Raw genomic sequence first — 22,578 nt, forward strand, 5'->3', positions numbered from 1 at the left:
GCGGCACCGATGCCCAGGGCGCGCGCGCCACCGGCGCGAGCGCCCTGGGCATCGGTGCCGCCGCGCCGGCCCGCGGCACCCGACCCACCGCTGGCCACACGCAGCGGCCCCTGGTTCGGCACGGACAGTTGGGAAGAAAGGGGTGTGAGGTCCAGCGCCTCGCGGATGAAGTTGCGCAGCGACACCACCAGCGCGGCGGTTTCCACGTTGCGGCCAGCCACCATGTCGTTGGCCGCCCGCACGGCGAGTTCAACCTGCTCTTCCGTGCCCAGCAGAATCACATCCGAGAGCGCGGCCTCCACCGCATCGCGGATGCGGCGGCGGCGTTCGGAAATGCTGGTCGCGGGTTCGGCACCGTCGCCCTCGCCGGCTTCGCGCCTCGTCTCGCGAAAGTGCGTGGGGTCGACCTGCAAGTCGCCGGTGAAGGAGCCGCCGAGTGTCTTGTAGGCCGAGATCAACACCTTCAGGCGCTCGTTGATCTGCCGGTTCTCGCGCTCGCGCCGGCGCTGGAAGGTCTGCATGAACACCAGCCGGATGCCGACGAACACGAGCGAGGCGAGCACCAGCCCCAACAGGGTGGTCATCCCGGTCGACCAGGAACTGAAATCCAGTACGCCCCGCATCGCTCACCTTCGTTGTGCCTTGGGGCGGCCAGTATCGCATCGCCCGAGCCGACCGCGTGACCCTCGTCACGCGGTTTCCAGACCGATCAAGCGACGGCCTGGTGGGCTACTCGTCGTTGTCTTCGAGGCGCTCGGCATCGTTGCCTTGCGGCTCCCGTTTGCCGCTGCGCTTGGCGTCCTGCTGGATCGACGGATTGATCTCTTTGCGACCCTGTTGGTCGGAGCCGCCAGGGTTGCTTTGTTCGCGTTGGCCGGGTGGTGTGTTCTTGTCGCCTTGCTGACCTTGTTGACCTTGGCGCTGGTCCTGCTGCTTCTGGCCTTGCTGACCCTGTTGGCCTTGCTGACCTTGCTTGTTCGAAGGCATGGGAATTCTCCTGAAGGGGTTGAAGGGATGGCGGCGACCATGGTGGATCGGCCGCAGACCTTCATGGCAAGGCGTGTGCCTGACCGACCCCAGGCGCGCACCGGCGCCGGGACCGTTCGACCTCATCCACCGCCATCGCTCCTCTGCGTCATCAGACCCGACGATGACTTCAACACGCTGATCCCGCCGTCGGCCTCCAGAAAGGCGTACTTCATGTCCTTCAGGTCGCAATCGGACTCGCGCAACGCCCGCTCGACGTCCAACAGCGGCACATGGTTTTTCTTGAGCACGTCGGCGTAGATCCGGCCGTCCCGACCGATCAGCACCGGCGCGCCCTCCACGAGCGTTTGCAGACGGGTGCTGCGCGCGCTCGCCACGGCCACCACCACATTGAGTCCGATCAAGGTGACAGCCGCGAGCAGCCCACCGGTCACGGAATGGTCCTGGCCGCTGATCCCGGACGACACCGACTCGCTCAACAGCATGACGACCAGCAGGTCGAATGGCGTGAACTGCCCGACCGTGCGCTTGCCGGACAGGCGCATCAACACCAGCAACACGACGTAGATGATGGCGGCCCTTGCAGGCAACTCCCACCAGGGGCCGGACAGTGCAAACATGGGACACCTCGCTCTTGCGGCAAATTTTTCTGGCGCAGCCAACCCACGCGGCACATTTTTCCGGGTGGTATCAACCCTGCCGCGCCGCCTCGATTGCCGCGATGTCGATCTTCTTCATCGTCATCATCGCATCGAACACACGCTTGGCCAGCGCGCGGTCGGGATCGACCATGGCATCGGTGAGCACGCGCGGCGTGATCTGCCACGACAGGCCCCAGCGGTCCTTGCACCAGCCGCAATCGCTTTCCTGGCCACCATTGCCCACGATCGCGTTCCACAGGCGGTCGGTTTCTTCCTGGTCGTCGGTCGCGATCTGGAAGGAAAAGGATTCGTTGTGCTTGAAGACCGGGCCGCCGTTGAGCCCGATACAAGGAATGCCGGCCACGGTGAACTCCACCGTCAGAACGTCACCCTGTTTGCCGTCAGGGTAGTCACCCGGTGCGCGCATGATCGCGCCGACCGCGCTATCGGGGAAGGTCTTCGCATAGAAGTTGGCGGCGTCGACGGCGTCGCGCTCGTACCACAGGCAAATCGTGTTCTTGCTGGTCATGTCGCATCTCCTGAAACGTCGGCCAAAACAGTCATCGTATGCATCGACGCGCCGCGGCTTGTCGGATAGGCCCGATGCCGTTGTAGGTATCCGCCGACGCGCCGCGCGCTTTCGGCGCCTCAGCTGCCCGTGGAGGCGTAGCGGCGCAGCCCGATGCGCCATGCGCCGAAGGACAGTGCGAGGAACACGAAGCCCGCCAGCGGGGACACCATCCCCGTCCAGGCCGGTGCGCCCAGCGGATCGGCCTTGCCCAGGATCGTAAGCACCGGGTAGTAGGCGACGCAGGCCAACGGCACCGCAAAGGTCAGCACGGCGCGGAACCACCGCTCGTACAAGGCCAGTGGATATTGCGCCGCCTGTACGCCGCCGTAGGTCAGCACGTTGGCCACCTCGAGGCTTTCGACGGTCCAGAACGACAGCGTGCCCTGCAGCACCAGGATGCCGAGGAACAGCGCCACGCCGCCCGCGAGCGCCCACAGCGCAACCGCGATCGACGCCGGGGTCCACACAATGCCGGCCTGCGCGGTCGCGAAGCCCAGCACCAGCAACCCCTGCGCCAGGCGACCGAGGCGGCTGATGCGCACGTCGTGCCCCATCAGCTGCAGCGCCAGCGGACGCGGCCGCAACAGCAAACGGTCGAACGCGCCGGTGCGCAGAAACTCCGTGCCCAGCGTGTCGAAACCGCGCCCCAGGGCATCGGCGATGGCGAACATGCAGTTCACCAGCCCGTAGAACAGCGCCACCTCGCCCAGCCGCCAGCCCTGCACATCGCCAAAGCGGTGGAACAGCGCCCACACGGCCACCACCTCGATCCCGGTGGCCAGGAACTGCCCCAGCGTGAGCATCACCGCCGACGCCGGATAACGCGCCTGGCCACTCAGGGAGGCCATCGCGAGACGGATGAACAACGCCAGCGAGCCCATGCGCGTCAACCGCCCTGCACTTCGAGCCGACGCATCGTGCGCCCCATGGCCGCATGGCCGACAGCCACCAGCACCGCAATCCACGCGCATTGCAGACCGAGCCCCGCGAACATCTGCGCGCCGTCCAGCTGCCCGAAGTAGATGCGCGCCGGGATGTCCACCACGCCGGCCAGTGGCTGCCACAGCAACACCGTCTGCCACGCATCGGGCAGCAGCGGCAGAGGCAGCAGGTTGCCGGAGAACACGATGACGATCGGTCCCGCGAGTGCGTTGATGCCGCGCTCGTTGAGCGCGGCGACGGCCGCGATGTTGAGCAGCATCACCAGCGACGTCGACAGCAACAACGCGAGCAAGGCCGACGCGACGAAGCCCCAACCCGCCACCGCGTCGGCCGGTGGCTGCCACGCCCATTCGCCGAACCCGACCAGTGGCAGCACGACCGCCGCAAAGGCGCCCATCAGCACCACGCGCGGCAATACGCGCGCGGCGATCCAGCCCGCCGAGCGCACGAACCACAGCACGTAGGCGTTGACCGGCCGCAGCCGGTCGTAGGCCACGGCGCCGGTGCGCACGGCCTGCGCCACCTCGGGGTCGCCCAGCCAGGGCAGCAGCGCGAGCAGGCCCTGCGCGAGCCAGGTGTAAGTGATGGCCTGCGCGAGCGACATCGGCGCGTGCGCCGCCGAGGCGCTGTTGTAGAACGCCATCAGCACCATGACCTTGATGCCACCCCACCAGCACTGCGTAATGAAGCCCGCATACGCTGCGGTGCGGTACTGCAGCATCTGCAGGAAGCGGGACGCAAAGGCCGCCACATACGGACGCACGAGTTCGCGTGGCGACATCGGGGATCAGGCCTCGGTGGCGCCGTGCATGGCATAGAAGCGCGCGATCACGGCTTCGATGGTCATGCCTTCGTCCTCCGCGTCCTCGGGCAGGCCATCGTTCAACCGGCGCGCGGCCACCACCTGGGCGCGCAGCGCATTCACCGGGCCGTCGGCCAGCACGCGCCCGTGGCCGATCACGATCACGCGCTCGGCCAGCGCCTCCACGTCGTGCATGTCGTGCGTGGTCAGCAACACGGTGGTGCCGCGCTCGCGGTTGGCACGCAGCACAAAGTCGCGCACCGCGAGCTTGGAGGGTGCGTCGAGGCCGATGGTCGGCTCGTCGAGAAACAGGATGTCCGGTTCGTGCAGCAGCGCCGCCGCGATCTCGGCCCGCATGCGCTGCCCCAGCGACAACTGGCGCACCGGCTGGTCGAGCAGGCGTTCGAGCTGGAGCAGCGCGACCAGTTCGTCGCGCGTGCGATGGAAACGCACCGGGTCGACGCGGTAGATGTCGCCCAGCAGCGCAAAGCCGTCGCCCACCGGCAGGTCCCACCAGAGCTGGGTGCGCTGGCCGAACACCACGCCGATGCGCGCCACGTGCCGCTCGCGGTCCACGAAAGGGTCGCGCCCGTCGATCTCGACGCGGCCCCCGTCGGGCCGCAGGATGCCCGCGAGGATCTTGATGGTGGTCGACTTGCCCGCGCCATTCGGCCCGATGAAGCCCAACAGCTCACCGCGTCGCAGCTCGAAGGACACCCCCGACAGCGCCTCGACCGTGTGGTAACGCGGCCGCACCAGGGCACGCAGCGCACCGCGCACACCCGGGTCGCGCTCGTGGATGCGGTAGGTCTTGCGGAGTTGGTGAACGACGATCTGGGGCATGGCGCGGCGGGGGGCGGATTCTACACACACCGCGCGGCGGGCGTGGATCGCCGCGGACGTTCGCGGACCCGCAAACGTTTCCTAGCGCTGTTCGATGCCCTGCGCCAACAACTCCGTGGCGAACTCGATGTAGCCCTTGACCATGGCATCGCTGCCCGGTTGATCCTTGAAGAGGACGGCCAGCATCGGCTGCGCATCCATGAAGAAGGTGCACATCCCCAGAATGGCGACATGCAGGTAGCGGGCGTCCAGTTTGCGGACGGGCTTGTCACCCGCGGCGGGATTCAGCACGAACTGCGTGAGCGCCAGACCACGCTTGGCCACGGTATTGAGATCCCCGACTTCTTGCTGCGCCTCTTCACCGGAGTAAATCTCCTTGAGCACCAGATTCAGAAACTGCGGGTTGCGCTGCAGCGCATCGATCAGCATCTGCAGGCGCGTCCGGATGCGGTGGCGCAGGAGCCCCGGCTCATCCAGCATGACCCGGCTGCGGCCCTGTATCTCGTCCAGCAGACTCACCGCAGCGGCCCGCAGGATGCCTTTCTTTGTTCCGAAGTAGTAGCGAACCAACGCCGGGTCCACATTCGCCGCGCTGGCGATTTCCACCACGGTCAACGCTTCCGGCGCCTTCTCTCGCAGCAGCGAGAGCGCCGCTTCGATGATCCTGTCTTTCCCGACGCCACTGCTGGACTCGGGACGGCCCGCGGTGCGGCGCGTTTCCTTGCGCTTTCGACGGGGGGTGATGGTTTCGTTGTCCTTCATCGCGCCATTCTAGGAACACTTCGCGCGTTCGCAGGCCACGTCCACATTAATTCCCATAAAAAGGAAATATCCATGGGGCGTGTAGGGACAGGATGCCGGGTTTGACAACGGCTCCATCAGCGCCTTAGCATTCGCTCAATTCCCATATGTAGGAATTAACGCGTTTTTCAAACCTTTGCTGGATACCCACATGTCTGTCACTGCGATCTCTTTCAACCCCCACCTCCTCAGCGCAAAAAATGCCAAACGATCCAAAGATGCCGGGAATGGTCTGATTTTTCAACCGGGCGACGAGGAAAACCTGCGATGGCAAACGCGGTTCGTTGAACCCACGGAATACGAACAGGCACTGACATCGGCCATCGTGCAGATCTATGCCGAGGACGGCCGCACGCCAGAGGCGTTCGCCGAAGGACTCAATGCCAGAAACCTGTTGCAAGCCAATGGAGAGGCATGGACGCCCGCGGTGTTGAGCACCGAGCTCGAACGCCTCGCCGCCTGAAACCCATCGACCAGAAAGCACACCGATGAAACCCCACGACATCCATCGACGCGAACTGCTTGTGGCCGGCATGGCCATGGGCTTGACCTCCTGGCACGCAGGCGCGCTCGCACAGGCGGCGCGGCCCACCCAGTTGATCGTCGGCTTCCCGCCGGGCGGCGGCATTGATCTGCTGGCGCGCCTGATGGCGAGCCAGTTGCGCACGCACGCACCAGAGCCGGTCGTCGTCGACAACAAGGCGGGCGTTGCCGGCCGCCTGGCCCTGGAGTACATCAAGCGCGCGCCCACCGACGGGAGCGCGTTGCTGCTGACGCCGGACTTTCCTCTCACGATTTTTCCGCACATCTACAAGAAGCTGGCCTACGACCCGGTACGGGACTTCACGGCCGTCGCCGCTTGCGCGCGCTCGGAGCTGGTGCTCAGCGTCGGCCCCATGGTGCCATCCAGCGTCCACACGGTGCCCGAACTCGTGAAGTGGCTGCAGGCACATCCGGACAAGGCCGACTACGCATCGTCAGGCCCCGGCGGCGTCCTGCATCTGCTGGGCGTGATGTTCAGCCAGGCCACCGGCGTCCAGATGACCCACGTGCCCTTCAGAGGCAGCGCGCCCGCGCTGCAGGCGCTGGCGGGTGGGCATGTGGCCGTGAGCTTCAACGCCGTCGGCGAAGCCCTCCCGTTCAAGTCCTCTGGCAGCGTGCGCCCGCTGGCGACCTTTGGAGCCAAACGGTCACGGTACCTGCCGGACACGCCCTGCATGGTGGAGCTGGGGTATCCCCACGTGCAGGCAGACACCTGGCTGGGTGTGTTTGCACCACCGCGCATGCCTCAACCCCTCGTGGACCAATGGAACGCGAGGATCAACAGCGCCGTGAACACCAGCGACTACGCCGCGAGCCTGGAAAAGCTGTCGATGGAACCGGTCACGTTGAGCCCAACGGCGCTCGCCTCGCTCGTCAAGAGCGACATCGCGCGCTGGGCGCCCATCGTCAAGGCCTCCGGCTTCACGGCCGACGAATGAACCACACGGAAACCCCATGAGCCTTGAAGAAGCAACCCTGAAAACCGACGCCACCCAGCGCGTGGAGCGCGGCCTCCTGAACTATTGGTACCCGGTGCTGCCGAGCTACCGGTTGGCGGGAACCGCCATCGGCATCACGCGACTGTCGGAGGAAATCGCCCTGTGGCGCGACGACGATGGAAAGGTTCGCGCCGTGGAAGACCGGTGTCCACACCGCGGCGCGCGCTTGTCGCTGGGCTGGAATCTCGGAGACCGCGTGGCATGCTGGTACCACGGTGTGCAGGTGGATGGCCAAGGAAAAGTCGTCGATGTCCCGGCCATGGAGAACTGCGCGCTCAAGGGAAGGACCTGTTTGAAGTCCTATCCGGCGGTGGAAGCCAACGGCGCGATCTTCCTCTGGTTCGGCGACGGCACCCTGGACACGCCGGCACCGTTTGAACTGCCCGAAGAGATGACGTCCGACGCGTATTCGGGCTTCCTCTGCATGCAGAACTGGAAGTGCAACCACCGCTATGCCATCGACAACGTCATGGACCCGATGCACGGCACCTACCTGCACTCGCAGTCGCATTCGATGGCCGAAGGGGACCGGCAGGCCGAGATGACCGTGCGTCCGACGGACACGGGCCTGATCGTCGAAAAAGTGGGGCAGCGCGGCGTGAACTTCGACTGGGTCGAGTTCGGTGAATCGGGAATGATGTGGATGCGGCTCGCGGTGCCATACAGCAAGCAACATGGCGGCGGCCAGTTCATCATCGTGGGCTTCGTCACACCGGTCGACGACAAGCACTGCCAGGTCTATTTCTGGCGCATCCGGAAGGCCGCCGGGTTCGACAAGAACATCTGGCACTTCCTTTACAAGAACCGCCTCGAAGGTCTGCACTGGGATGTTCTGGAGCAAGACCGGCTGGTGATTGAAAGTCTGTCCCGATCTGCCCGCTCGCAAGAGTCGCTCTATCAGCACGACGTCGGCATCGTCCGGGTTCGCCGCTGGATGGAAAAACGCGCCCAGGAGCAAGTCGCCCAGCGACGCGCCGTTCCGGCCTAAGCCCCACTTCCTGTTTCCCTTCCCCCCTTGTCCGGGGACCTCTCGGGGTCCTCAGGGCATTCCTTTGTCAAAAAAATGGAGAACGTATGGAAAAGACCCACTTCCTTGCCGGTTTGAGCGCGTGTGCTGGCCTGATGGCATGCGGTTCCGTCAGCGCACAAAGCACCGTGTCGATCTATGGCCTCATCGATGCCGCGGTGGAACACGTCACCAACGTGGGTCCCAATGACCAAGGCCTGACGCGCATGCCGGCCTTGACAGGCAGCGGCCCTAGCCGCCTCGGCTTTCGCGGCACCGAAGACCTGGGCGGCGGACTGAAGACCGTGTTTGCGCTTGAAACGGGCTTCTCGCCCGACACCGGTGTTGCCAACCAGGGCGGCCGCGCCTTCGGGCGCCAGGCATTCGTCGGGTTGTCCGGCGCATGGGGCACCGTGTCCCTCGGGCGGCAGTACACCATGCTGTTCTTCTCGATCCTGGACGCGGACATTCTCGGCCCCAACCTCTACAGCTCGGGCTCGCTGGACAGCTACATTCCCAACGCACGCGCGGACAACGCGATCGCGTATCGCGGCACATTCTCTGGCCTCACGCTGGGCGCGACCTACAGCCTGGGTCGAGACAGCGTGAATGCGGGCCCCAGCCCGGCGGGAACGAACTGCGCGGGCGAAAACGCGAGCGACAACAAGGCATGTCGAGGATGGTCCGCGCTCGTCAAATACGACGCGAGCAACTGGGGCAGTGCACTCGCCGTCGACGAGATCCGCGGCGGACCGGGCGCCTTCGCCGGCCTGACATCGAGCGCCATGACGGACCGGCGGGTATCCGCCAACGGCTACGTGAAACTGGGCGGCGTCAAGCTGGCGGGTGGACTGGTTCGCCGCCACAACGGCGCCAGCCCCACCAACGGCAAAAGCGACCTGTGGTATCTCGGCGCGGCGTACAACCTCACGCCCACCTTGCTCATCGACGGCGAGATCTTCAGCCTCCGTTTCAAGGGATCTGCGAACAAGGCGCATCTCGCCTCGATCCGGGCCACCTACAGCCTGTCGCGGCGCACGGCGGTCTACGCGACAGCCGGGGCCATCCAGAACAAGGGCACGCTGGCGCTGTCGGTCAGCGGCGGACAGCCGGGCAGCGCGCCCGCGCCGGGTGGTTCACAAAGCGGTGTGGCTTTTGGCGTGAGACACAGCTTCTGATCCTGAGCGGATCGGTGGAAACCGATCCGCTTCAATGGGCCTGCAGGCCCACCAATGGAAAGTCGTAGTTCCGGTCCACCACCCGCGCGGCCATGGTCGGCAGCATGCGGTCGACGAACACCTCGCCGATCCAGCGCCGCAGCGCGGGGTTGCTCATCGAGCCCGCGCCTTGCAGGGTCATGGCGCTGAAGGTGTTGATGCCGTCTTCCATCAGCAGTCCCATGGGCACCGGCGGCAGGCGTTGGCCGGAGGCCGCGGCGGTGGCCTGGTGCCAGGCGCTCAGGAAGCGATCAAAGCTGCCGACGGTGCCGTTGCGCCAGACATCGGCGCTGTAGAAAATCCAGGCACCCTGGTCTTCCACCACGAAGCCCCAAGAAAACTCGTGGATGCCATCGGGCGCCTGGGCGAACACGCCGATCTCGCGCACGTCTTCACGCGCCATGAACTCGGCATAGAGCGGGCCCGGGCCGGAGAGTTCGCCGCGCACGAAACGCTCGATGGCGCCCGGGTCGGAACTGAACAGCGGCGGCGGGTCGGTCCATTCGCGCTTCGCGCGGTTGATGAGGCGCGCGGTGGCGTCCGCGCTGTCCTGGGCCTGGATGCAACGGTCCATGAAGGTCTTGCGCCCCTCGGGGGTGGAAATGAGTTCAACGGTGTTGTCGAAAGCAGCGTCTTCTTTGAGGTAGCCGTCCTCGCGCAAGCGCAACACGATGTCGAGCATGGAGCTGCGGGTGATGTGTTCGAGCATGTAGGCCATGTCGCCGCCTTCGTGGCCGGCCATGGCCTGTGCCACCCATTCCATGGTCTCTTCGTGCGAGAGCCCTTGCGGCGCGCGCGGCATGTCGTTGAACAGGGCACGCAGCACCCTCACCGTATCCAGATCACTGGCCATTTCACCCTCCCGGTGATGACATTCGTACAGGCGACAGGTGGGGGCAGATCTGCATGCCCCTTCGCCCTGTCCGAACGGCAGCATAGTTGCAATTGACGGGTCCGCCGGGCGCCGACCCGGCGGCGTCCGTGACATTTGCTGGCGATGGCGTGGTTTTCGCTCTGCTCAAGCGGTCTGGTTCGCGCGCCGGGTGCCCACCACCACCAGCGCCAACAACATCATGCACACGCCCACCATTTGGCTCGGGCTCAGCGCGCGCCCGTACACGGCCCATTCCACCGCGACCGCCGAGGCGGGGTAGACGAACTGCAGCACCGCCACCCGTCCCGCCGCGAGGCGCGCCACCCCGGCGTAGAGCACCACGTAGGCCAGGCCGGTGTGAATCACGCCCAACCCTATCAACCAGGCCCACGCCGGGCCTGCGGGAGGCCAGCCCTGGCTGAGCGGCCACCAGGCGAGAACCACGGCGCCCACCGCGCACTGCCACCAGGCCAGCGCGAGCGGGCTCACGCCGCGCGCGCGCAAGGCGATGAGGGTGAGCGCGGCGTAGCCCACCGAGTTGAGCAAGGCCAGGCCGATGCCCCAGAGGTAGGTGGACGACCAGCCCGCGCCCGTCAAGGCGCCATCGACCCAGCCTGACGCGAGCGCCAGCCCGATCAAGGCGGCCACGGCGGCAACGCCCTGCGCGCGGGTGATGCGCTCCTTCCACCACCAGGCACCGAAAGCCATCACCAGAAACGGCTGCACGTGCACGACCACGGTGGCCACGCCGATGGAGGTGCGTTCGATGGCTCCGAAGAACAGCACCCAGTTGAGCACCGCAAGCACACCCGCGCTCACCGCCGCGGTGCGCGCCGTGCCGCTGAGTTTGAGTTCATGCCAGCGGCGCGTGACGGCGAACCACGCCGTGAGCGCGAGCAGCCCGAACGCGCAGCGGAACCACACGGCCATGAGCGGGCTTTGCCCAGCCTCTTCGAGAAAGATGCCCAGCGTGCCGAGCAGCACACCGCCCGAGACCATCAACCACAGGCCGGTGCGTTCGCGCCTGGCGTTCGGGTCTGGGGCGCTGGCGGCGGCGCGCAGTGAGGCGGAAGATGTCATGCACCGATGGTCGGTGGATGCACGGGGTCTGACCAGCGGATAAATAGAATTGCAGGTATTCGATAACCGAATGCGTCAGAAGGGGCCGTGAGCCGCGGCGACATCGGCACCCCGCGGACGCAAGGGAGCAGCCTGCATGCTCATATGGCCGCCGATGCCCTGAGGCGCGCGAGTTCATCCTCACCCAGGCCCAGCCCGCCATAGACCTCGGCGTTGTGCTCACCCACCGCGGGCCCGGTCCGGGGCAAGCCAGGGGTCATGCCAGAGAAACGCGGCACCACGCAGGGGGCGGGCACGCTGCCGAGATCCGGGTCGGGCAGCCGTATCCAGGCCTCGCGCGCCTGGAAGTGCGGATCGTCCAGCATGTCGGTGATGTCGTAGATCTTGCTGAACGGCACCAGGTGGCGTTCCAGCGATGCCGCCACCGACGAGAAGCTTTGCGCCCGGCACCACGACGCCACCAGGCCGTCGAGTTCATCGACGTTCGCGATGCGATCTGGCGTCGTCGCGAAGCGGGCCTCGGCCGACAACTCGGCGCGGTCCATTGCCGCGCACAGGCGGCGAAACGTCGCATCCGACGACCCGACGATCGTGACCCAAGCCCCATCGGCGGTCTGGTACATGTTGGACGGCGCCGTGTAGGTCGCGCGGCATCCGGCGCGCTGGCGCACATGGCCGAGTTGCTCGTACTCCACGGCCAGCGGCTCCATCAGGCGCATCATGGCCTCGGTCGCCGAGAGATCGATCTCGCGCCCCGGCGCATCGGGATGGCGCTGCTGCTCGACCAATGCGGCGGCCATCGAGAACGCGCCGAACAGGCCCGCCGCCACATCGCCCAGCGGGTAGTTCATGTGTTGCGGACTGCCGTCGGGCTCGCCGGTGAGGTGGGCAAAACCGCTCATGGCCTCGAAGATTCGGGCAAAGCCCGGACGCTCGGCGTACGGGCCGGTCTGGCCAAAGCCGGTCAGCCTGAGCACGGTCAGTCTCGGGTTCACCGTGTGCAGGGTCTGCAGATCCAGACCCCAGCGGTCCATCGTGCCGGTGCGGAAGTTCTCGACCAGCACATCAAAGCCCGCGATCAGGCGCAGGAACACCTCGCGGCCTTCGGGCTTTCGCACGTCCAGCGTGATGCCGCGCTTGCCCCGGTTCGTGACCTTCCAGTACAGCGCATGCTCCTTGCTCGTCGGGGCCAGCGTTCTCAAAAGGTCGCTGCCATCGGGCAACTCGAGCTTGACCACGTCCGCCCCCAGATCCGCGCAGAGCGTGGCGGAGAACGGTGCGGCGACGACGGTGGCCATGTCGAGAATTCGGATGCCCTCGAGCGGCCCCTTGCGGCTGCCGGGCGGGGTCGGCGGCGGGGTGGAGGAAGAAGAAAAAGCAGAGTCCATGAAGAGTCCGATTGAAATGAAGAAGAGGCCAAGGCGCAGACGGCTCAGCGCACCCCGAACTGGTGTTCCAGCGTTCGCACCATCGCGACCAGCTTCGGACCGATGTCGTCTTCGAGCTCGCCCTTGCGCAGCTGGTGCTTCGACACCGCGCAATTGAAGGCAATGGGCTCTTCGTGCGCGGCCACCCGCATCGGTACCGATACGGCCTGGAGGCCGACCTGCATCTCCCCGTCGGACACGCAGAAGCCGCGCGCGACGATGCTGCGCCGGGCCAGGTCGAGCTTTGTTTTCGTGGCCTTGAACACATCCGGATGCGCCAGGCGCGCGCGGTTGAGCAGCGCCTCCCGGCGGGCCGTCTCCATGCCCCAGATGAGCGCACGCCCCATCGAACTGGTCAGCAGCTCCCGGGTCGCGCCGATGTCGGGGCGCGTGATGCTGGTTTCATCGAAGCGCACGCTTTCGACATAGACCACGTCGAGCACATGCAGCGTGCCCATGTTGACGTTGACCTTGGCCTGCATGGCCAGCGCATGCATGGCGGGCCGGGCGATCTGGCGCAACGGCATGCTGGTGAGCAGCGGATACCCCAGCGACAGAACCCCCCACCCCAGACGGTACTTGCCGATCGTCACCAGCCGGTACAGATAGCCCAACTCTTCCAGCGTAAACGTCAGGCGCGACACCGTGGCCTTGGGCAATCCGGTGAGCCGCACGATGTCGCCGTTGCCCAGCAAGGGCCGCTCCGGCGTGAAGCAGCGCAAGACATCGAAGGCGCGCGAGATGGCAACGCCGAAGCTGCGGTCTTGTGTGGGCCCCTCGCTCTCCGCGGGCATGACATGGGGCTTGTTATTGGCGTTCATTGCGCACGAGCTTCGGATAGCCCATCCCCGAAGTCAATAGGAATCAGCACACTGTTTCGCAGAGTGGAACAGTGTGTCCACCGCGAGCAGCCCCCACCTACGATGCCCTTCGACAACGCACACCCGCCCACTTCGGAGACATCGATGATCAGAGACCCACAGACATTCAACCGCTTGATCGCATCCACGCGCGAATTCGTCCGCGACGTCGCGATCCCCAACGAAGACCGCGTGGAGCGCGACGACGAGATTCCACCCGAGATCGTCGAGATAATGCGAAGCCTGGGCCTGTTCGGGTGGTCGATCCCCGAGGCCTATGGCGGTGCCGGCCTGACCACGGAAGAACTTGCGTTGGCCAACATCGAACTCTCGCAGTGCTCGGTCGCCTACCGCGTGCGGGTGGGCATCAACACCGGTGTCGGTTCCGAGTCCCTGGTGCAGGACGGCACGGCCGCTCAGAAGGACCGTTACCTTCCGCTGCTGGCCTCTGGTCGCATGACGGGTGCGCTGGCCCTCACCGAACCCGAGGCCGGATCGGATGCCACGGCCTTGCGCACCATAGGTGATCTGCAGAGCGATGGAAGCTACCTGCTGTCCGGCCACAAGCGCTACATCACGTTGGCGCCCATCGCCGATCTCGTGACCGTGTTGGCCAGGACCGAGAACGACCGCAAACCCGCCGACAGCATCAGCGCCTTTCTCGTCGAACGCGAGACGGCGGGCATGCGTTTCTCGGGCTCAACACCCAAGATGGGACAGGAAGGCGGCCCGATCGGCGAGGTCTTCCTCGACCGCTGCCGCGTCGATGCCAGCGCCATCGTGGGCGGTGTGCCGGGCCGTGGCTTTCGCACGGTCATGAAGACCTTGAACAAGCAGCGCATCAACCTGTCCGCGCTCGCGATCGGGCCGGCCATCCGCATGCTCGACGAAGCCATCGCGTACGCGAACCGGCGGCAACAATTCGGTCAGCCCATCGGGGGGTTCCAGCTGGTGCAGGCCATGCTGGCGGACTGCAAGGTCGAGATCGAAGCCGCGCGCGCGCTCGTCCTGGAGACCGCGCGCAAGCGCGATCGTGGGGAAGACGTGACCATGGACGTGTCCATGTGCAAGTACTACACCACCGAGATGTGCGGCCGCGTGGCCGATCGCGTGGTGCAGATTTTCGGCGGGCAAGGCTACGTCAAGGAAGCAGGCATCGAGCGCTTCTACCGCGACGTGCGGGCCTTCCGCATCTACGAAGGCACCAGCCAGATCCACCAGCTCAACATCGGCAAGACACTGCTGCGCAACGTCAGCGAAAACGCCCATGCACGCGCCAACACCAACGCAGGGGAAACCGCATGAACCTCGTCCAACGCCTGTTCGTTCGCGCCAGCGTCGCCACCCTGGCCGCGCTGATCGGCCACGCTGCCTTCGCGCAGGGAGAATTTCCCAACAAGCCGATCCGCATCATCAATCCCTACGCGGCCGGCGGCGTGGTGGACATCCTGGCCCGCGCCCTGTCCAAGAAGATGGCCCAGTCGATGAATGTGCCCTTCGTCGTCGAATCCAAGCCCGGCGGTGGCGGCAACATCGGCACGGACCACGTCGCCCAATCGCCCGCCAACGGCTACACCTGGCTGATCGCGACGACGAGCAACGCCGCCAACATGGCCTTGATGCCGAACATTCGCACGGACTTGCAGACCGCCTTCGTGCCGGTGGCCCAGTTCGCCTACTCGCCGAACTACTTCGTGGTGCCGGCCTCGTTGCCGGTGTCCAGCGTGGCCGAGTACGTGGCGCTGGCGAAAGCCCAGCCTGGAAAACTCAGCTACGGCAGCGCGGGCATCGGCTCCACGCCGCATCTGGGCTTCGAGCTGTTCAAGCACGTGGCAGGCATCAACGTGGTTGCGGTCTCGTACAAGGGCGCGCCCCCGATCGTGCCGGACCTGCTCTTGGGCTTGCTCTCGGCCACCTACATGCCCGCGCCGATCGCCATTGCGCAGGCCAAGGGCGGTCGCGCCAAAGTGCTGGCGGTGGTCAACGACACGCGCACCAAGGACTTCCCGAACGTGCCGACCATTGCGGAAGCCGGTTTTCCCAAGGCGGTGGTCGCACCCTGGTTTGCCGTGATGGTGCCCGCGGGCACACCGCCCGAAGTGGTGGCGCGCATCCAGCGTGAAATCAAGGAAGCCGTGGCGGCGCCCGACGTCATTGCGCGCATGGGAACCGCGGGCGCGGTGTCCCTGTACCGTCCCGGCACGGAGGTCGCCAGGCGGGTGCAGGACGAGATCGTTTCGTGGCGCGCCTTGGTCAAGGCCACGGGGATGAAGGCGGAGTAGGCCCAGCGCTCAGCGGATGCCCATGCCCAGCTTGACACTCAGGCCGATGAGCGCAAGACCGGCGAACCGCGTCGCGGTGTGCCGGCCGCTGGGAAACGCGGCGAAGCGCAGTGCCACGAGGTTGCCCACCAGCACCAGCGCGGTCTGGTAGACCAGGCTCAACACGGTGACGTGCAACATCATTACCACCAGCGTCGCCGTGGACGCTTCGGGCTTGAGGAACAGCGGAAAGAACGCGACGAAGAACAGCATGACCTTGGGGTTGGTCAGGCTGACCATGAAGGCGCGGCGAAAGTACACCCCGGGTGTCTGCGCGCGTGCGGATGCCGAGCCCACATCGCTCGACCGGCTGCGCATCAGCTGCAGACCCAGCCAGGCCAGGTAGGCCGCACCAAACCATTGCAGGCCCTGAAAGAGCACCGGGTACGTTTGCATGACCGCGGCGAGGCCCGCCACCGCGGCCAGCATGAACAACGCATCGCCCACCAGCGTGCCCAGCACGGCGGCGAGACCCGCGCTGCGGCCGTCGCGCGCGGTGGCGTCGAGGATGGCGATCGTGCCCGCGCCGGGCACGGCCTGGAACACGAGGATGGCAATGATGAAGCTGCTGTAGCTCTGGATATCGAACATCGGGACACACACGGTGGGTTGAACGGGAGAAGATCATCCAACGCAGCGCCCCGGAGGTACAGTGCATCCTTCTGGTCAATCGCTCTTTTGACCACCCTTTTTCTGGCGCAATGCGGACATGTCAAGAATGCAGACCCACGAGCTGGACGATGTCGCCTGGCGCCTTTTGCGCGCCTTGCAACGCGATGCGCGCGCGCCCTTGAAAACACTCGCCGAGGCCGCGGGCTTGTCGGTGGCGGCCACGGCGGAGCGGCTCAAGCGGCTGCAGGACGTGGGCGTCGTGCAGCGGTTCGCGGTCGAGCTGGATGCGTCGAAAGCGGGCTACCCCGTCAAGGCCATCATCGGCATCACGGCCACACAACCCGGCAAGAAGCCGCTGCTGGAGCGGCTGCGCCAGGCACCCGAAGTGCTGGAGTGCCACCACGTCGCCGGTGCCGACTCCTACGTGCTGACCGTGGTGGCCACGGGCCTCACGGACCTGGAGCGCTTCATCGGCACCATCAACGGGTACGGCGAGACCCGCACCTCCATCGTTTTCTCTACACCGATCGAACGGCGTGGCCTGGTGCCGCCGGGCTCTGCGAAGCGGTCTTGAAGCCCCACTAAGCCGCCAGGAAACGCTGCACCGCGCTTGCCGTAGGCGGCACGAACTCGACACCCGCCGGGAGCGCCAGCTCGCCGCTCTCCAGCAGCTTCAGCGTGAGGTGCACGAAGGACGCGACCAGGGGCATGGTCGCCTGGTCGCGCGATCTTGCGAACGCCACGCGGCGAACGACCTTGGGGGTGTCGATCGGCCGCGCAAGAACCGACTTGAGCGCGGCCGGCGGACAACTGAGCGCGGGGATGAGGCACACGCCCACGCCGCTCTCCACCATGCCGATCAGCGTCGCCAGGTGCTCCACCTCCACGGGCGGGCGCTTGAGGTTGAGCCGGCTGATGGCGCCGTCGATATACGAGCGCAACACGGTGCCGCGCCGCGGAAGAATCAGTTGCTCGTTCGTGAGCAGGCGGGTCGGCACTTTGGCCAGCCGGGCAAACGGGTGCTCGGCGGGAAACACGCAGAAGAAGGGGTCGCGCAGAAACGGCAAGACCACCTCCCCCGGGCCGATATTGGTCTCGCTGATGAAGCCCAGATCGGCCTCCCGGCGCGACAAGCGCTGGCGCAGCAGCGGGTCCGGCACATCGAACACCTCGATGCTGGCGCCTTCGTGCGCCCGCGCGAACTCCCGCATCACACCCGGCAGCAGCCGTTGCGCCACCGACAGGATGCTCAGCAGCCGCAGCGTGCCGCGCTGTGACATGGCCCATTCGGTGCCGCGGCGCATCAGCCGCTCGTTCTCGGCGAGCACGCGCCGCGCATCTTCGAGAAAGTCGTGACCGGCCGCCGTGAGACTGACCGTGCGCGTGGTCCGCTCCAGCAGCGGCACCCCCACCAGCCGCTCCAGGTTGGCAATGGCCTGGCTCAGGCCGGGCTGGCCCAGATGGACTTCCTTGGCCGCGACGCTGAAGCTCGACGACGAGGCCAGCGCGACGAAAGCCCGCAGGTGCCGGGGGTTGGGATAAATCATTTTATTCAATCAATTTTGATGAAGATTCGATTTGTAGCATAGCCATTGCCTACCTATCATCCGCACAGATCCACCCACACAAGAGCTCCCGTGCGCACCATCTTTGTCCTGTTCGATTCGCTCAACCGAAGGGCTTTGACACCCTACGGCGGCACCACCATCGCGACGCCCAACTTCCAGCGGCTCGCCGAGCGCTCGATCACCTTCGACAACCACTACGTCGGCAGCCTGCCCTGCATGCCCGCGCGGCGCGACATGCACACCGGCCGCCTGAATTTCCTGCACCGCGGCTGGGGTCCGCTGGAGCCGTTCGACAACTCGTTCGCCGCGCTGCTGCAGGGCCAGGGCGTGTATTCGCACCTGGTGTCGGACCACTTTCACTACTGGGGCGATGGCGGCTCGACGTACCACAACCGCTACGACAGCTACGAGTTCATCCGCGGCCAGGAAGGCGATCCGTGGAAGGCCATGGTCGAGCCGCCGTGGGAGCGCTGGCGGCAGATGTACCACCCGCAGCAATTCACCGACGCGCGCCGGCACAAGCTCTCGCGGCACATGACCAACCGCGAGTTCATCCGCGAGTACAAGGACTTTCCATCGGTGCGCTGCTTCGACGCCGGCCTCGACTTCCTGCAGACCAACCGCCACGCCTCGAACTGGCTGCTGCACCTCGAAACGTTCGATCCCCACGAGCCGTTCCACGCGCCCGCCGAATTCCGCGCCCCCTACCCGACGGCCTACCGTGGCCCCATCTTCGACTGGCCGCCCTACGCCCGCGTCACCGAGAGCACGCCCGAGTGCGACGAGATCCGCGCGAACTACGCCGCGATCGTGGCGCTGTGCGACCACGAACTGGGGCGCCTGCTCGACGTCATGGACCGCGACAACATGTGGGACGACACCGCGCTGATCGTGACCACCGACCACGGTTTCCTGCTCGGCGAACACGACTGGTGGGCCAAGAACGTGATGCCCTGCTACAACGAGGTGGCGCACATCCCGCTGTTCTTCCACCACCCGGATCTGCAGTCGCAGCGCGGCACCCACCGCAGCGAACTGACGCAGACGATCGACGTGATGCCCACACTGCTGGACATCGCCGGCGCGGCGATTCCGCCAGACACCATGGGGCAGTCGCTCCTGAAGATGGCGAGCGATGGCCTGCCTGGCAGAGAGGCGGCGATCTATGGTGTGTTCGGCAGCGCGGTCAACGTGACCGACGGCCGCTACACCTACCTGCTGTACCCACCCGACGTGCACGGCGGCGACCTGTACCAGTACACGCTGATGCCGATGCACTTGAAAGGCATGTTCAGCGCGGCCGAACTGGCCGAAGCCACCTTGACGCCGCCCCTGCCCCACTTCAAGGACGTGCCGGTGCTGCGCGTGCCCGCCACGCCGAAGTCCCCGTTCTACAACCACCAGGGTCCGGGCGTGCAGAACGACACCGTCACCGTGCTGTACGACCTGTGGACCGATCCGGACCAGTTGCGGCCACTGGACGATCCCGCGATCGCCGAGCGCATGCGCGACCTGGCCCTGGCCGAGATGGTGAAGGCCAGCGCCCCGGTGGAATACCTGCGCCGCATGGGGCTTGAGCATGCGCTTTGACGACCAGATCTCGTTGGCTTGCGGTGCGTACAACGTGCGGCTCTCGCCCGGCGCGGGCGCGCGCATCACTGCCTTGACCTGGTTCGACGGCCGGCGCGACCGGCACCTGCTGGTGCCGAGCGACGCGACGGCGTCCTTCGACCCACACGACTGGCCCAAGACCGGCGCCTTTCCCATGGCGCCGTTCACCAACAAGCTGGAGAACGGACGCTTCACCTGGAACGGGCGCGAGATCGTGCTGCCCACGCCGGCAGACTCCCCGCATGCTCTGCACGGCCTCGCCCACCGCAAGCCCTGGACGCTCGCGCACGCCACGCGCGAGCACGCCGCCTTGCGCTACAGCCACAAGCCCACGGACGAAGGCTGGCCGTGGTCGTTCGACCTGAACATGGACGTGACCGTCACCGCGGACCATGTGCAGGTGGACCTGCAGATCCGCAACACCTCGGCCGAGCCCATGCCGGCCGGTCTGGGCTGGCATCCTTTTCACCCCGTCGCCAACCCTGTCTTGACCTTGACCGCCGCGGCGCGCCACGACGCCGGTCCACAGGGCCTGGCGGTGTTGACGCCCTCGAACGGGCAGGCAGTCCACACCGCGCGGACCTTGAAAGGCCTCGGCGCGCAAAGCACGGTGTTCGAAGAATGGGACGGGCGCTTGTCCCTGTCCGTCGAGAAGAATCTCGTGGTGGACGTCGAAGCCACGGGCGCCAGGCACCTCTTCTGCCATGTTCCGGCGCACGCCCGGCACGTGTGCCTGGAACCCGTCACCCTGATGCCCGGCGCCCTGCGGCACGACGACGAGGCGCAGCGCGCTGCGTGCGTGGCGCTCGCGCCCGGCGCGGCACGCGCCATACGCTGGCGCTGCGCTGCCCGACTGCACACCTGAATCACACCCCGACAACACCGACCGGAGACCGGCCCATGCCCACCACACATCCCTTCCCGCAACGCACCCGCCGGCTGCTCTGCCATGCCCTCGCCGCGCTCAGCGTGCTCGCCGTGGCCCCTCACGCCCAGGCCCAGAGCTTTCCGAACAAGCCGGTCAAGATCCTCATCGGCAACCCGCCCGGTGGCACGTCGGATCTGCTGGCGCGCATGGTCGGCATCGAACTGTCCCGGCTCTGGCAACAACCCGTGGTGGTCGAGAACATGGCCGGCGCCAGCGGCTCGATCGCGATGAACGCCGTGGCGCGCGCCACGCCCGATGGCTACACGCTGGGTCTCCTGATCCTCAACCACGTGGTCTTCGAAGCGATGACCAAGCGGGCCGCGTACGTCATCGCCAAGGACACCACGCCCATCGTCGCGCTCGCGCGCCAGAGCAACATTCTGGTGGTCTCTCCCAGCCTGCCCGCGCGCACCGCTGGCGAGCTGGTGGCCTATGCCAAGGCGCAGTCCAAGCCCATCACCTTCGCCTCGGGTGGCTCCGGTTCCCCATCGCACCTGGCCGGTGAACTGTTCAAGCTGCAGACCGGCGTCGACATGCTGCACGTGCCCTACAAGGGTTCGGGTCCCGCGATCCAGGACGTGGTCGCGGGCACCGTCACGCTCATGTTCTCGGCCGCGCCATCGGCGCTGCCCCAGATCACGGGTGGCACGCTGCGGGGCCTGGCGACCACGGGCGACATGCGCTCGCCGCAAACGCCCAACCTGCCCACGCTCAAGGAAGGCGGCATCAACGTCGTGGTGCGCGACTGGCAAGGCCTGGTGGGCCCGGCCGGCATGCCGGCGGAGGTGGTGCGCAAGATCAATGCCGACGTCCGGCAAGTCCTCGCCAAACCCGAGGTCGAGGCGCGCATCGCGGCCGCCGGCGGCGAGACCGTGGGCGGATCGGCCGACGCCTTCGCGGCCATGCTGCGCGACGAGTCCAGCCAATGGAAGCGCGTCGTCGACGCGGCCAAGATTTCCGCCGATTGAGGGCCGCCGATCATGCGCATGCTGTCCATGCTTCTGCTCGGTGCGGGCCTGCTCGCCGGCGCCACCACCGCCCAGGCGGAATTCCCCGATCGACCGATCCGCTTCATCGTTCCCTGGCCCGCGGGCGGCGGATCGGACCAGACCGCGCGCATCGTCGCCAAGGCGCTCCAGGCGCGCCTGGGGCAGCCGGTGCTGGTGGAAAACAAGACCGGCGCGGCCGGCAACATCGGCACGCAGATGGTGGCCGAGGCCGCGCCGGACGGCTACACCTGGCTGTACTCATCGGGCCCGTTTTCGGTGAACCCCAGCCTGTTCAAGTCGCTGCCCTTCGACACGGAAAAGGATTTCGAGCCGGTGGGCCAGATTGGCAGCACACCCAGCGTGATCATCGTCCACCCGGGCTTTCCCGCGCGCACGTTGCAGGAGCTGCGCGCCGCGAGCAAGGACGCGGCCAAGCCGGTGGTCTACGTCTCGCCTGGCAATGGTTCCGCACAGCATCTGGCGATGGAACTGCTGCGCAAGCGCACGCAGATGCAGCTCACGCACATCCCCTACAAGGGCGCCGCGCCCGCGTTGACCGACCTGCTCGGCGGACAGGTCTCGGTCATGATCTCGGGGCTTCCCGAGGTCTTGCCGCACGTGCGCGCGGGGCGCGTTCGCGCCCTGGCCGTCACCTCGCCGACCCGCTCCACCCTGCTGCCGGACGTGCCCACCCTGATGGAGCTGGGCCTGGCCGACAGCGGCACGGCGGGCTGGTCCGGCATTCATGTGCGCGCCCACACGCCGCAGCCCATCGTGGCGCGCATGAGCGCCGAACTGCAGGCGGTGCTGCAGGATGCGAGCATCGGCGAGCAGCTGCGCTCGCGCGGCACCGAGATCCACGTCACCACGCCGACGCAATTCGGCGCCTTTGTGCGCGAGCAGATGGAACGCTGGCGCGAAGCCGTGGCGGTCTCCGGCGCCACGGTGGATTGAAGC

The 22,578-nt window shown here is 66.5% G+C and carries 25 protein-coding genes; 11 read left to right on the forward strand and 14 right to left on the reverse strand.

Annotated features, from left to right (window positions below; all coding sequences use genetic code 11):
- The 8 genes from FFS09_RS14255 to FFS09_RS14290 all read right to left on the reverse strand — a co-directional run.
- Positions 1-623: hypothetical protein (locus FFS09_RS14255; protein WP_137919559.1), on the reverse strand; the 623-nt coding region annotated here is incomplete at its 3' end.
- A 106-nt stretch (positions 624-729) separates the two neighbouring features.
- Positions 730-987 (reverse strand): hypothetical protein, encoded by a 258-nt coding sequence (locus FFS09_RS14260; RefSeq protein ID WP_137919560.1) that lies wholly within the window; start codon positions 985-987, stop codon positions 730-732.
- A 122-nt stretch (positions 988-1,109) separates the two neighbouring features.
- A complete protein-coding gene (locus FFS09_RS14265) occupies positions 1,110-1,607 on the reverse strand; it encodes a DUF421 domain-containing protein (protein ID WP_137919561.1) in 498 nt (165 codons plus the stop codon).
- A gap of 70 nt (positions 1,608-1,677) precedes the next feature.
- Positions 1,678-2,157 (reverse strand): VOC family protein, encoded by a 480-nt coding sequence (locus FFS09_RS14270; protein ID WP_137919562.1) that lies wholly within the window; start codon positions 2,155-2,157, stop codon positions 1,678-1,680.
- A 119-nt stretch (positions 2,158-2,276) separates the two neighbouring features.
- Positions 2,277-3,080, reverse strand: coding sequence for an ABC transporter permease (locus tag FFS09_RS14275; protein WP_137919563.1), 804 nt, complete (start codon positions 3,078-3,080; stop codon positions 2,277-2,279).
- Between the two features lie 5 nt (positions 3,081-3,085).
- Positions 3,086-3,922: an ABC transporter permease gene (locus FFS09_RS14280; RefSeq protein ID WP_137919564.1), complete on the reverse strand. Its 837-nt coding sequence runs from the start codon at positions 3,920-3,922 to the stop codon at positions 3,086-3,088.
- 6 nt (positions 3,923-3,928) lie between these two features.
- Complete coding sequence (locus FFS09_RS14285) at positions 3,929-4,786, reverse strand: ABC transporter ATP-binding protein (RefSeq protein ID WP_137919565.1); 858 nt, start codon at positions 4,784-4,786, stop codon at positions 3,929-3,931.
- Positions 4,787-4,867: 81 nt separating this feature from the next.
- Positions 4,868-5,548: a TetR/AcrR family transcriptional regulator gene (locus FFS09_RS14290; RefSeq protein ID WP_137919566.1), complete on the reverse strand. Its 681-nt coding sequence runs from the start codon at positions 5,546-5,548 to the stop codon at positions 4,868-4,870.
- Between the two features lie 190 nt (positions 5,549-5,738).
- On the opposite strand from FFS09_RS14290, the gene FFS09_RS14295 reads away from it, so the two are divergent.
- From FFS09_RS14295 to FFS09_RS14310, 4 genes are all read left to right on the forward strand, one after another.
- Positions 5,739-6,050: a recombinase-like helix-turn-helix domain-containing protein gene (locus FFS09_RS14295; RefSeq protein ID WP_137919567.1), complete on the forward strand. Its 312-nt coding sequence runs from the start codon at positions 5,739-5,741 to the stop codon at positions 6,048-6,050.
- 25 nt (positions 6,051-6,075) lie between these two features.
- Positions 6,076-7,068, forward strand: coding sequence for a Bug family tripartite tricarboxylate transporter substrate binding protein (locus tag FFS09_RS14300; RefSeq protein WP_137919568.1), 993 nt, complete (start codon positions 6,076-6,078; stop codon positions 7,066-7,068).
- A gap of 16 nt (positions 7,069-7,084) precedes the next feature.
- Positions 7,085-8,116: a Rieske 2Fe-2S domain-containing protein gene (locus tag FFS09_RS14305; RefSeq protein WP_137919569.1), complete on the forward strand. Its 1,032-nt coding sequence runs from the start codon at positions 7,085-7,087 to the stop codon at positions 8,114-8,116.
- 86 nt (positions 8,117-8,202) lie between these two features.
- Positions 8,203-9,312: a porin gene (locus tag FFS09_RS14310; protein WP_137919570.1), complete on the forward strand. Its 1,110-nt coding sequence runs from the start codon at positions 8,203-8,205 to the stop codon at positions 9,310-9,312.
- 31 nt (positions 9,313-9,343) lie between these two features.
- Here the strand turns inward: FFS09_RS14310 and FFS09_RS14315 are convergent, their stop codons facing one another.
- From FFS09_RS14315 to FFS09_RS14330, 4 genes are all read right to left on the reverse strand, one after another.
- Complete coding sequence (locus tag FFS09_RS14315) at positions 9,344-10,204, reverse strand: hypothetical protein (protein ID WP_137919571.1); 861 nt, start codon at positions 10,202-10,204, stop codon at positions 9,344-9,346.
- 165 nt (positions 10,205-10,369) lie between these two features.
- On the reverse strand, positions 10,370-11,305 hold the full coding sequence (locus FFS09_RS14320) for a DMT family transporter (protein ID WP_137919572.1): 936 nt from the start codon (positions 11,303-11,305) through the stop codon (positions 10,370-10,372).
- A 140-nt stretch (positions 11,306-11,445) separates the two neighbouring features.
- Entirely contained in the window at positions 11,446-12,693 is a 1,248-nt protein-coding gene (locus tag FFS09_RS14325) for a CaiB/BaiF CoA transferase family protein (RefSeq protein WP_137919573.1), read from the reverse strand.
- Between the two features lie 44 nt (positions 12,694-12,737).
- Positions 12,738-13,553, reverse strand: coding sequence for an IclR family transcriptional regulator (locus FFS09_RS14330; protein ID WP_137919574.1), 816 nt, complete (start codon positions 13,551-13,553; stop codon positions 12,738-12,740).
- A 144-nt stretch (positions 13,554-13,697) separates the two neighbouring features.
- Between FFS09_RS14330 and FFS09_RS14335 the strand changes: the two genes are divergently transcribed.
- Positions 13,698-14,897, forward strand: a complete 1,200-nt coding sequence (locus FFS09_RS14335; protein ID WP_137919575.1) for an acyl-CoA dehydrogenase family protein — start codon at positions 13,698-13,700, stop codon at positions 14,895-14,897.
- The gene (locus FFS09_RS14340) at positions 14,894-15,874 is read left to right on the forward strand and encodes a Bug family tripartite tricarboxylate transporter substrate binding protein (RefSeq protein ID WP_137919576.1); all 981 of its coding nucleotides are present in this window, start codon (positions 14,894-14,896) and stop codon (positions 15,872-15,874) included. The genes FFS09_RS14335 and FFS09_RS14340 overlap by 4 nt, the downstream gene beginning before the upstream one ends.
- 9 nt (positions 15,875-15,883) lie before the next feature.
- On the opposite strand, the gene FFS09_RS14345 is transcribed toward FFS09_RS14340, so the two are convergent.
- Positions 15,884-16,504, reverse strand: coding sequence for a LysE family translocator (locus FFS09_RS14345; protein WP_137919577.1), 621 nt, complete (start codon positions 16,502-16,504; stop codon positions 15,884-15,886).
- A gap of 127 nt (positions 16,505-16,631) precedes the next feature.
- Here FFS09_RS14345 and FFS09_RS14350 point away from each other — a divergent pair, with 127 nt between their 5' ends.
- Positions 16,632-17,099 carry an Lrp/AsnC family transcriptional regulator gene (locus tag FFS09_RS14350; RefSeq protein WP_137919578.1) on the forward strand — a complete coding sequence of 156 codons (468 nt, stop codon included), beginning with the start codon at positions 16,632-16,634 and terminating at the stop codon, positions 17,097-17,099.
- A gap of 7 nt (positions 17,100-17,106) precedes the next feature.
- On the opposite strand, the gene FFS09_RS14355 is transcribed toward FFS09_RS14350, so the two are convergent.
- The gene (locus FFS09_RS14355; RefSeq protein WP_137919579.1) at positions 17,107-18,072 is read right to left on the reverse strand and encodes a LysR family transcriptional regulator; all 966 of its coding nucleotides are present in this window, start codon (positions 18,070-18,072) and stop codon (positions 17,107-17,109) included.
- A 90-nt stretch (positions 18,073-18,162) separates the two neighbouring features.
- On the opposite strand from FFS09_RS14355, the gene FFS09_RS14360 reads away from it, so the two are divergent.
- The 4 genes from FFS09_RS14360 to FFS09_RS14375 are packed head-to-tail and all read left to right on the forward strand — an operon-like array spanning position 18,163 to position 22,575.
- On the forward strand, positions 18,163-19,683 hold the full coding sequence (locus FFS09_RS14360; protein WP_137919580.1) for a sulfatase: 1,521 nt from the start codon (positions 18,163-18,165) through the stop codon (positions 19,681-19,683).
- A complete protein-coding gene (locus FFS09_RS14365) occupies positions 19,673-20,569 on the forward strand; it encodes an aldose epimerase family protein (RefSeq protein ID WP_137919581.1) in 897 nt (298 codons plus the stop codon). The genes FFS09_RS14360 and FFS09_RS14365 overlap by 11 nt, the downstream gene beginning before the upstream one ends.
- A 35-nt stretch (positions 20,570-20,604) precedes the next feature.
- Complete coding sequence (locus tag FFS09_RS14370; protein ID WP_171020027.1) at positions 20,605-21,600, forward strand: Bug family tripartite tricarboxylate transporter substrate binding protein; 996 nt, start codon at positions 20,605-20,607, stop codon at positions 21,598-21,600.
- Positions 21,601-21,618: 18 nt separating this feature from the next.
- Positions 21,619-22,575, forward strand: a complete 957-nt coding sequence (locus FFS09_RS14375) for a Bug family tripartite tricarboxylate transporter substrate binding protein (protein WP_171020028.1) — start codon at positions 21,619-21,621, stop codon at positions 22,573-22,575.
- Positions 22,576-22,578: the final 3 nt, after the last annotated feature.

This window comes from Hydrogenophaga sp. 2FB (assembly GCF_005503365.1).
In the GTDB taxonomy this organism is placed as follows: Bacteria; Pseudomonadota; Gammaproteobacteria; order Burkholderiales; family Burkholderiaceae_C; genus Hydrogenophaga.

Coding starts and splice junctions, on each gene's coding strand:
- FFS09_RS14260 (WP_137919560.1), bottom strand. CDS start 987: ATGCCTTCGAACAAGCAAGGTCAGCAAGGCCAACAGGGTCAGCAAGGC.
- FFS09_RS14265 (WP_137919561.1), bottom strand. CDS start 1,607: ATGTTTGCACTGTCCGGCCCCTGGTGGGAGTTGCCTGCAAGGGCCGCC.
- FFS09_RS14270 (WP_137919562.1), bottom strand. CDS start 2,157: ATGACCAGCAAGAACACGATTTGCCTGTGGTACGAGCGCGACGCCGTC.
- FFS09_RS14275 (WP_137919563.1), bottom strand. CDS start 3,080: ATGGGCTCGCTGGCGTTGTTCATCCGTCTCGCGATGGCCTCCCTGAGT.
- FFS09_RS14280 (WP_137919564.1), bottom strand. CDS start 3,922: ATGTCGCCACGCGAACTCGTGCGTCCGTATGTGGCGGCCTTTGCGTCC.
- FFS09_RS14285 (WP_137919565.1), bottom strand. CDS start 4,786: ATGCCCCAGATCGTCGTTCACCAACTCCGCAAGACCTACCGCATCCAC.
- FFS09_RS14290 (WP_137919566.1), bottom strand. CDS start 5,548: ATGAAGGACAACGAAACCATCACCCCCCGTCGAAAGCGCAAGGAAACG.
- FFS09_RS14295 (WP_137919567.1), top strand. CDS start 5,739: ATGTCTGTCACTGCGATCTCTTTCAACCCCCACCTCCTCAGCGCAAAA.
- FFS09_RS14300 (WP_137919568.1), top strand. CDS start 6,076: ATGAAACCCCACGACATCCATCGACGCGAACTGCTTGTGGCCGGCATG.
- FFS09_RS14305 (WP_137919569.1), top strand. CDS start 7,085: ATGAGCCTTGAAGAAGCAACCCTGAAAACCGACGCCACCCAGCGCGTG.
- FFS09_RS14310 (WP_137919570.1), top strand. CDS start 8,203: ATGGAAAAGACCCACTTCCTTGCCGGTTTGAGCGCGTGTGCTGGCCTG.
- FFS09_RS14315 (WP_137919571.1), bottom strand. CDS start 10,204: ATGGCCAGTGATCTGGATACGGTGAGGGTGCTGCGTGCCCTGTTCAAC.
- FFS09_RS14320 (WP_137919572.1), bottom strand. CDS start 11,305: ATGACATCTTCCGCCTCACTGCGCGCCGCCGCCAGCGCCCCAGACCCG.
- FFS09_RS14325 (WP_137919573.1), bottom strand. CDS start 12,693: ATGGACTCTGCTTTTTCTTCTTCCTCCACCCCGCCGCCGACCCCGCCC.
- FFS09_RS14330 (WP_137919574.1), bottom strand. CDS start 13,553: ATGAACGCCAATAACAAGCCCCATGTCATGCCCGCGGAGAGCGAGGGG.
- FFS09_RS14335 (WP_137919575.1), top strand. CDS start 13,698: ATGATCAGAGACCCACAGACATTCAACCGCTTGATCGCATCCACGCGC.
- FFS09_RS14340 (WP_137919576.1), top strand. CDS start 14,894: ATGAACCTCGTCCAACGCCTGTTCGTTCGCGCCAGCGTCGCCACCCTG.
- FFS09_RS14345 (WP_137919577.1), bottom strand. CDS start 16,504: ATGTTCGATATCCAGAGCTACAGCAGCTTCATCATTGCCATCCTCGTG.
- FFS09_RS14350 (WP_137919578.1), top strand. CDS start 16,632: ATGCAGACCCACGAGCTGGACGATGTCGCCTGGCGCCTTTTGCGCGCC.
- FFS09_RS14355 (WP_137919579.1), bottom strand. CDS start 18,072: ATGATTTATCCCAACCCCCGGCACCTGCGGGCTTTCGTCGCGCTGGCC.
- FFS09_RS14365 (WP_137919581.1), top strand. CDS start 19,673: ATGCGCTTTGACGACCAGATCTCGTTGGCTTGCGGTGCGTACAACGTG.
- FFS09_RS14370 (WP_171020027.1), top strand. CDS start 20,605: ATGCCCACCACACATCCCTTCCCGCAACGCACCCGCCGGCTGCTCTGC.
- FFS09_RS14375 (WP_171020028.1), top strand. CDS start 21,619: ATGCTGTCCATGCTTCTGCTCGGTGCGGGCCTGCTCGCCGGCGCCACC.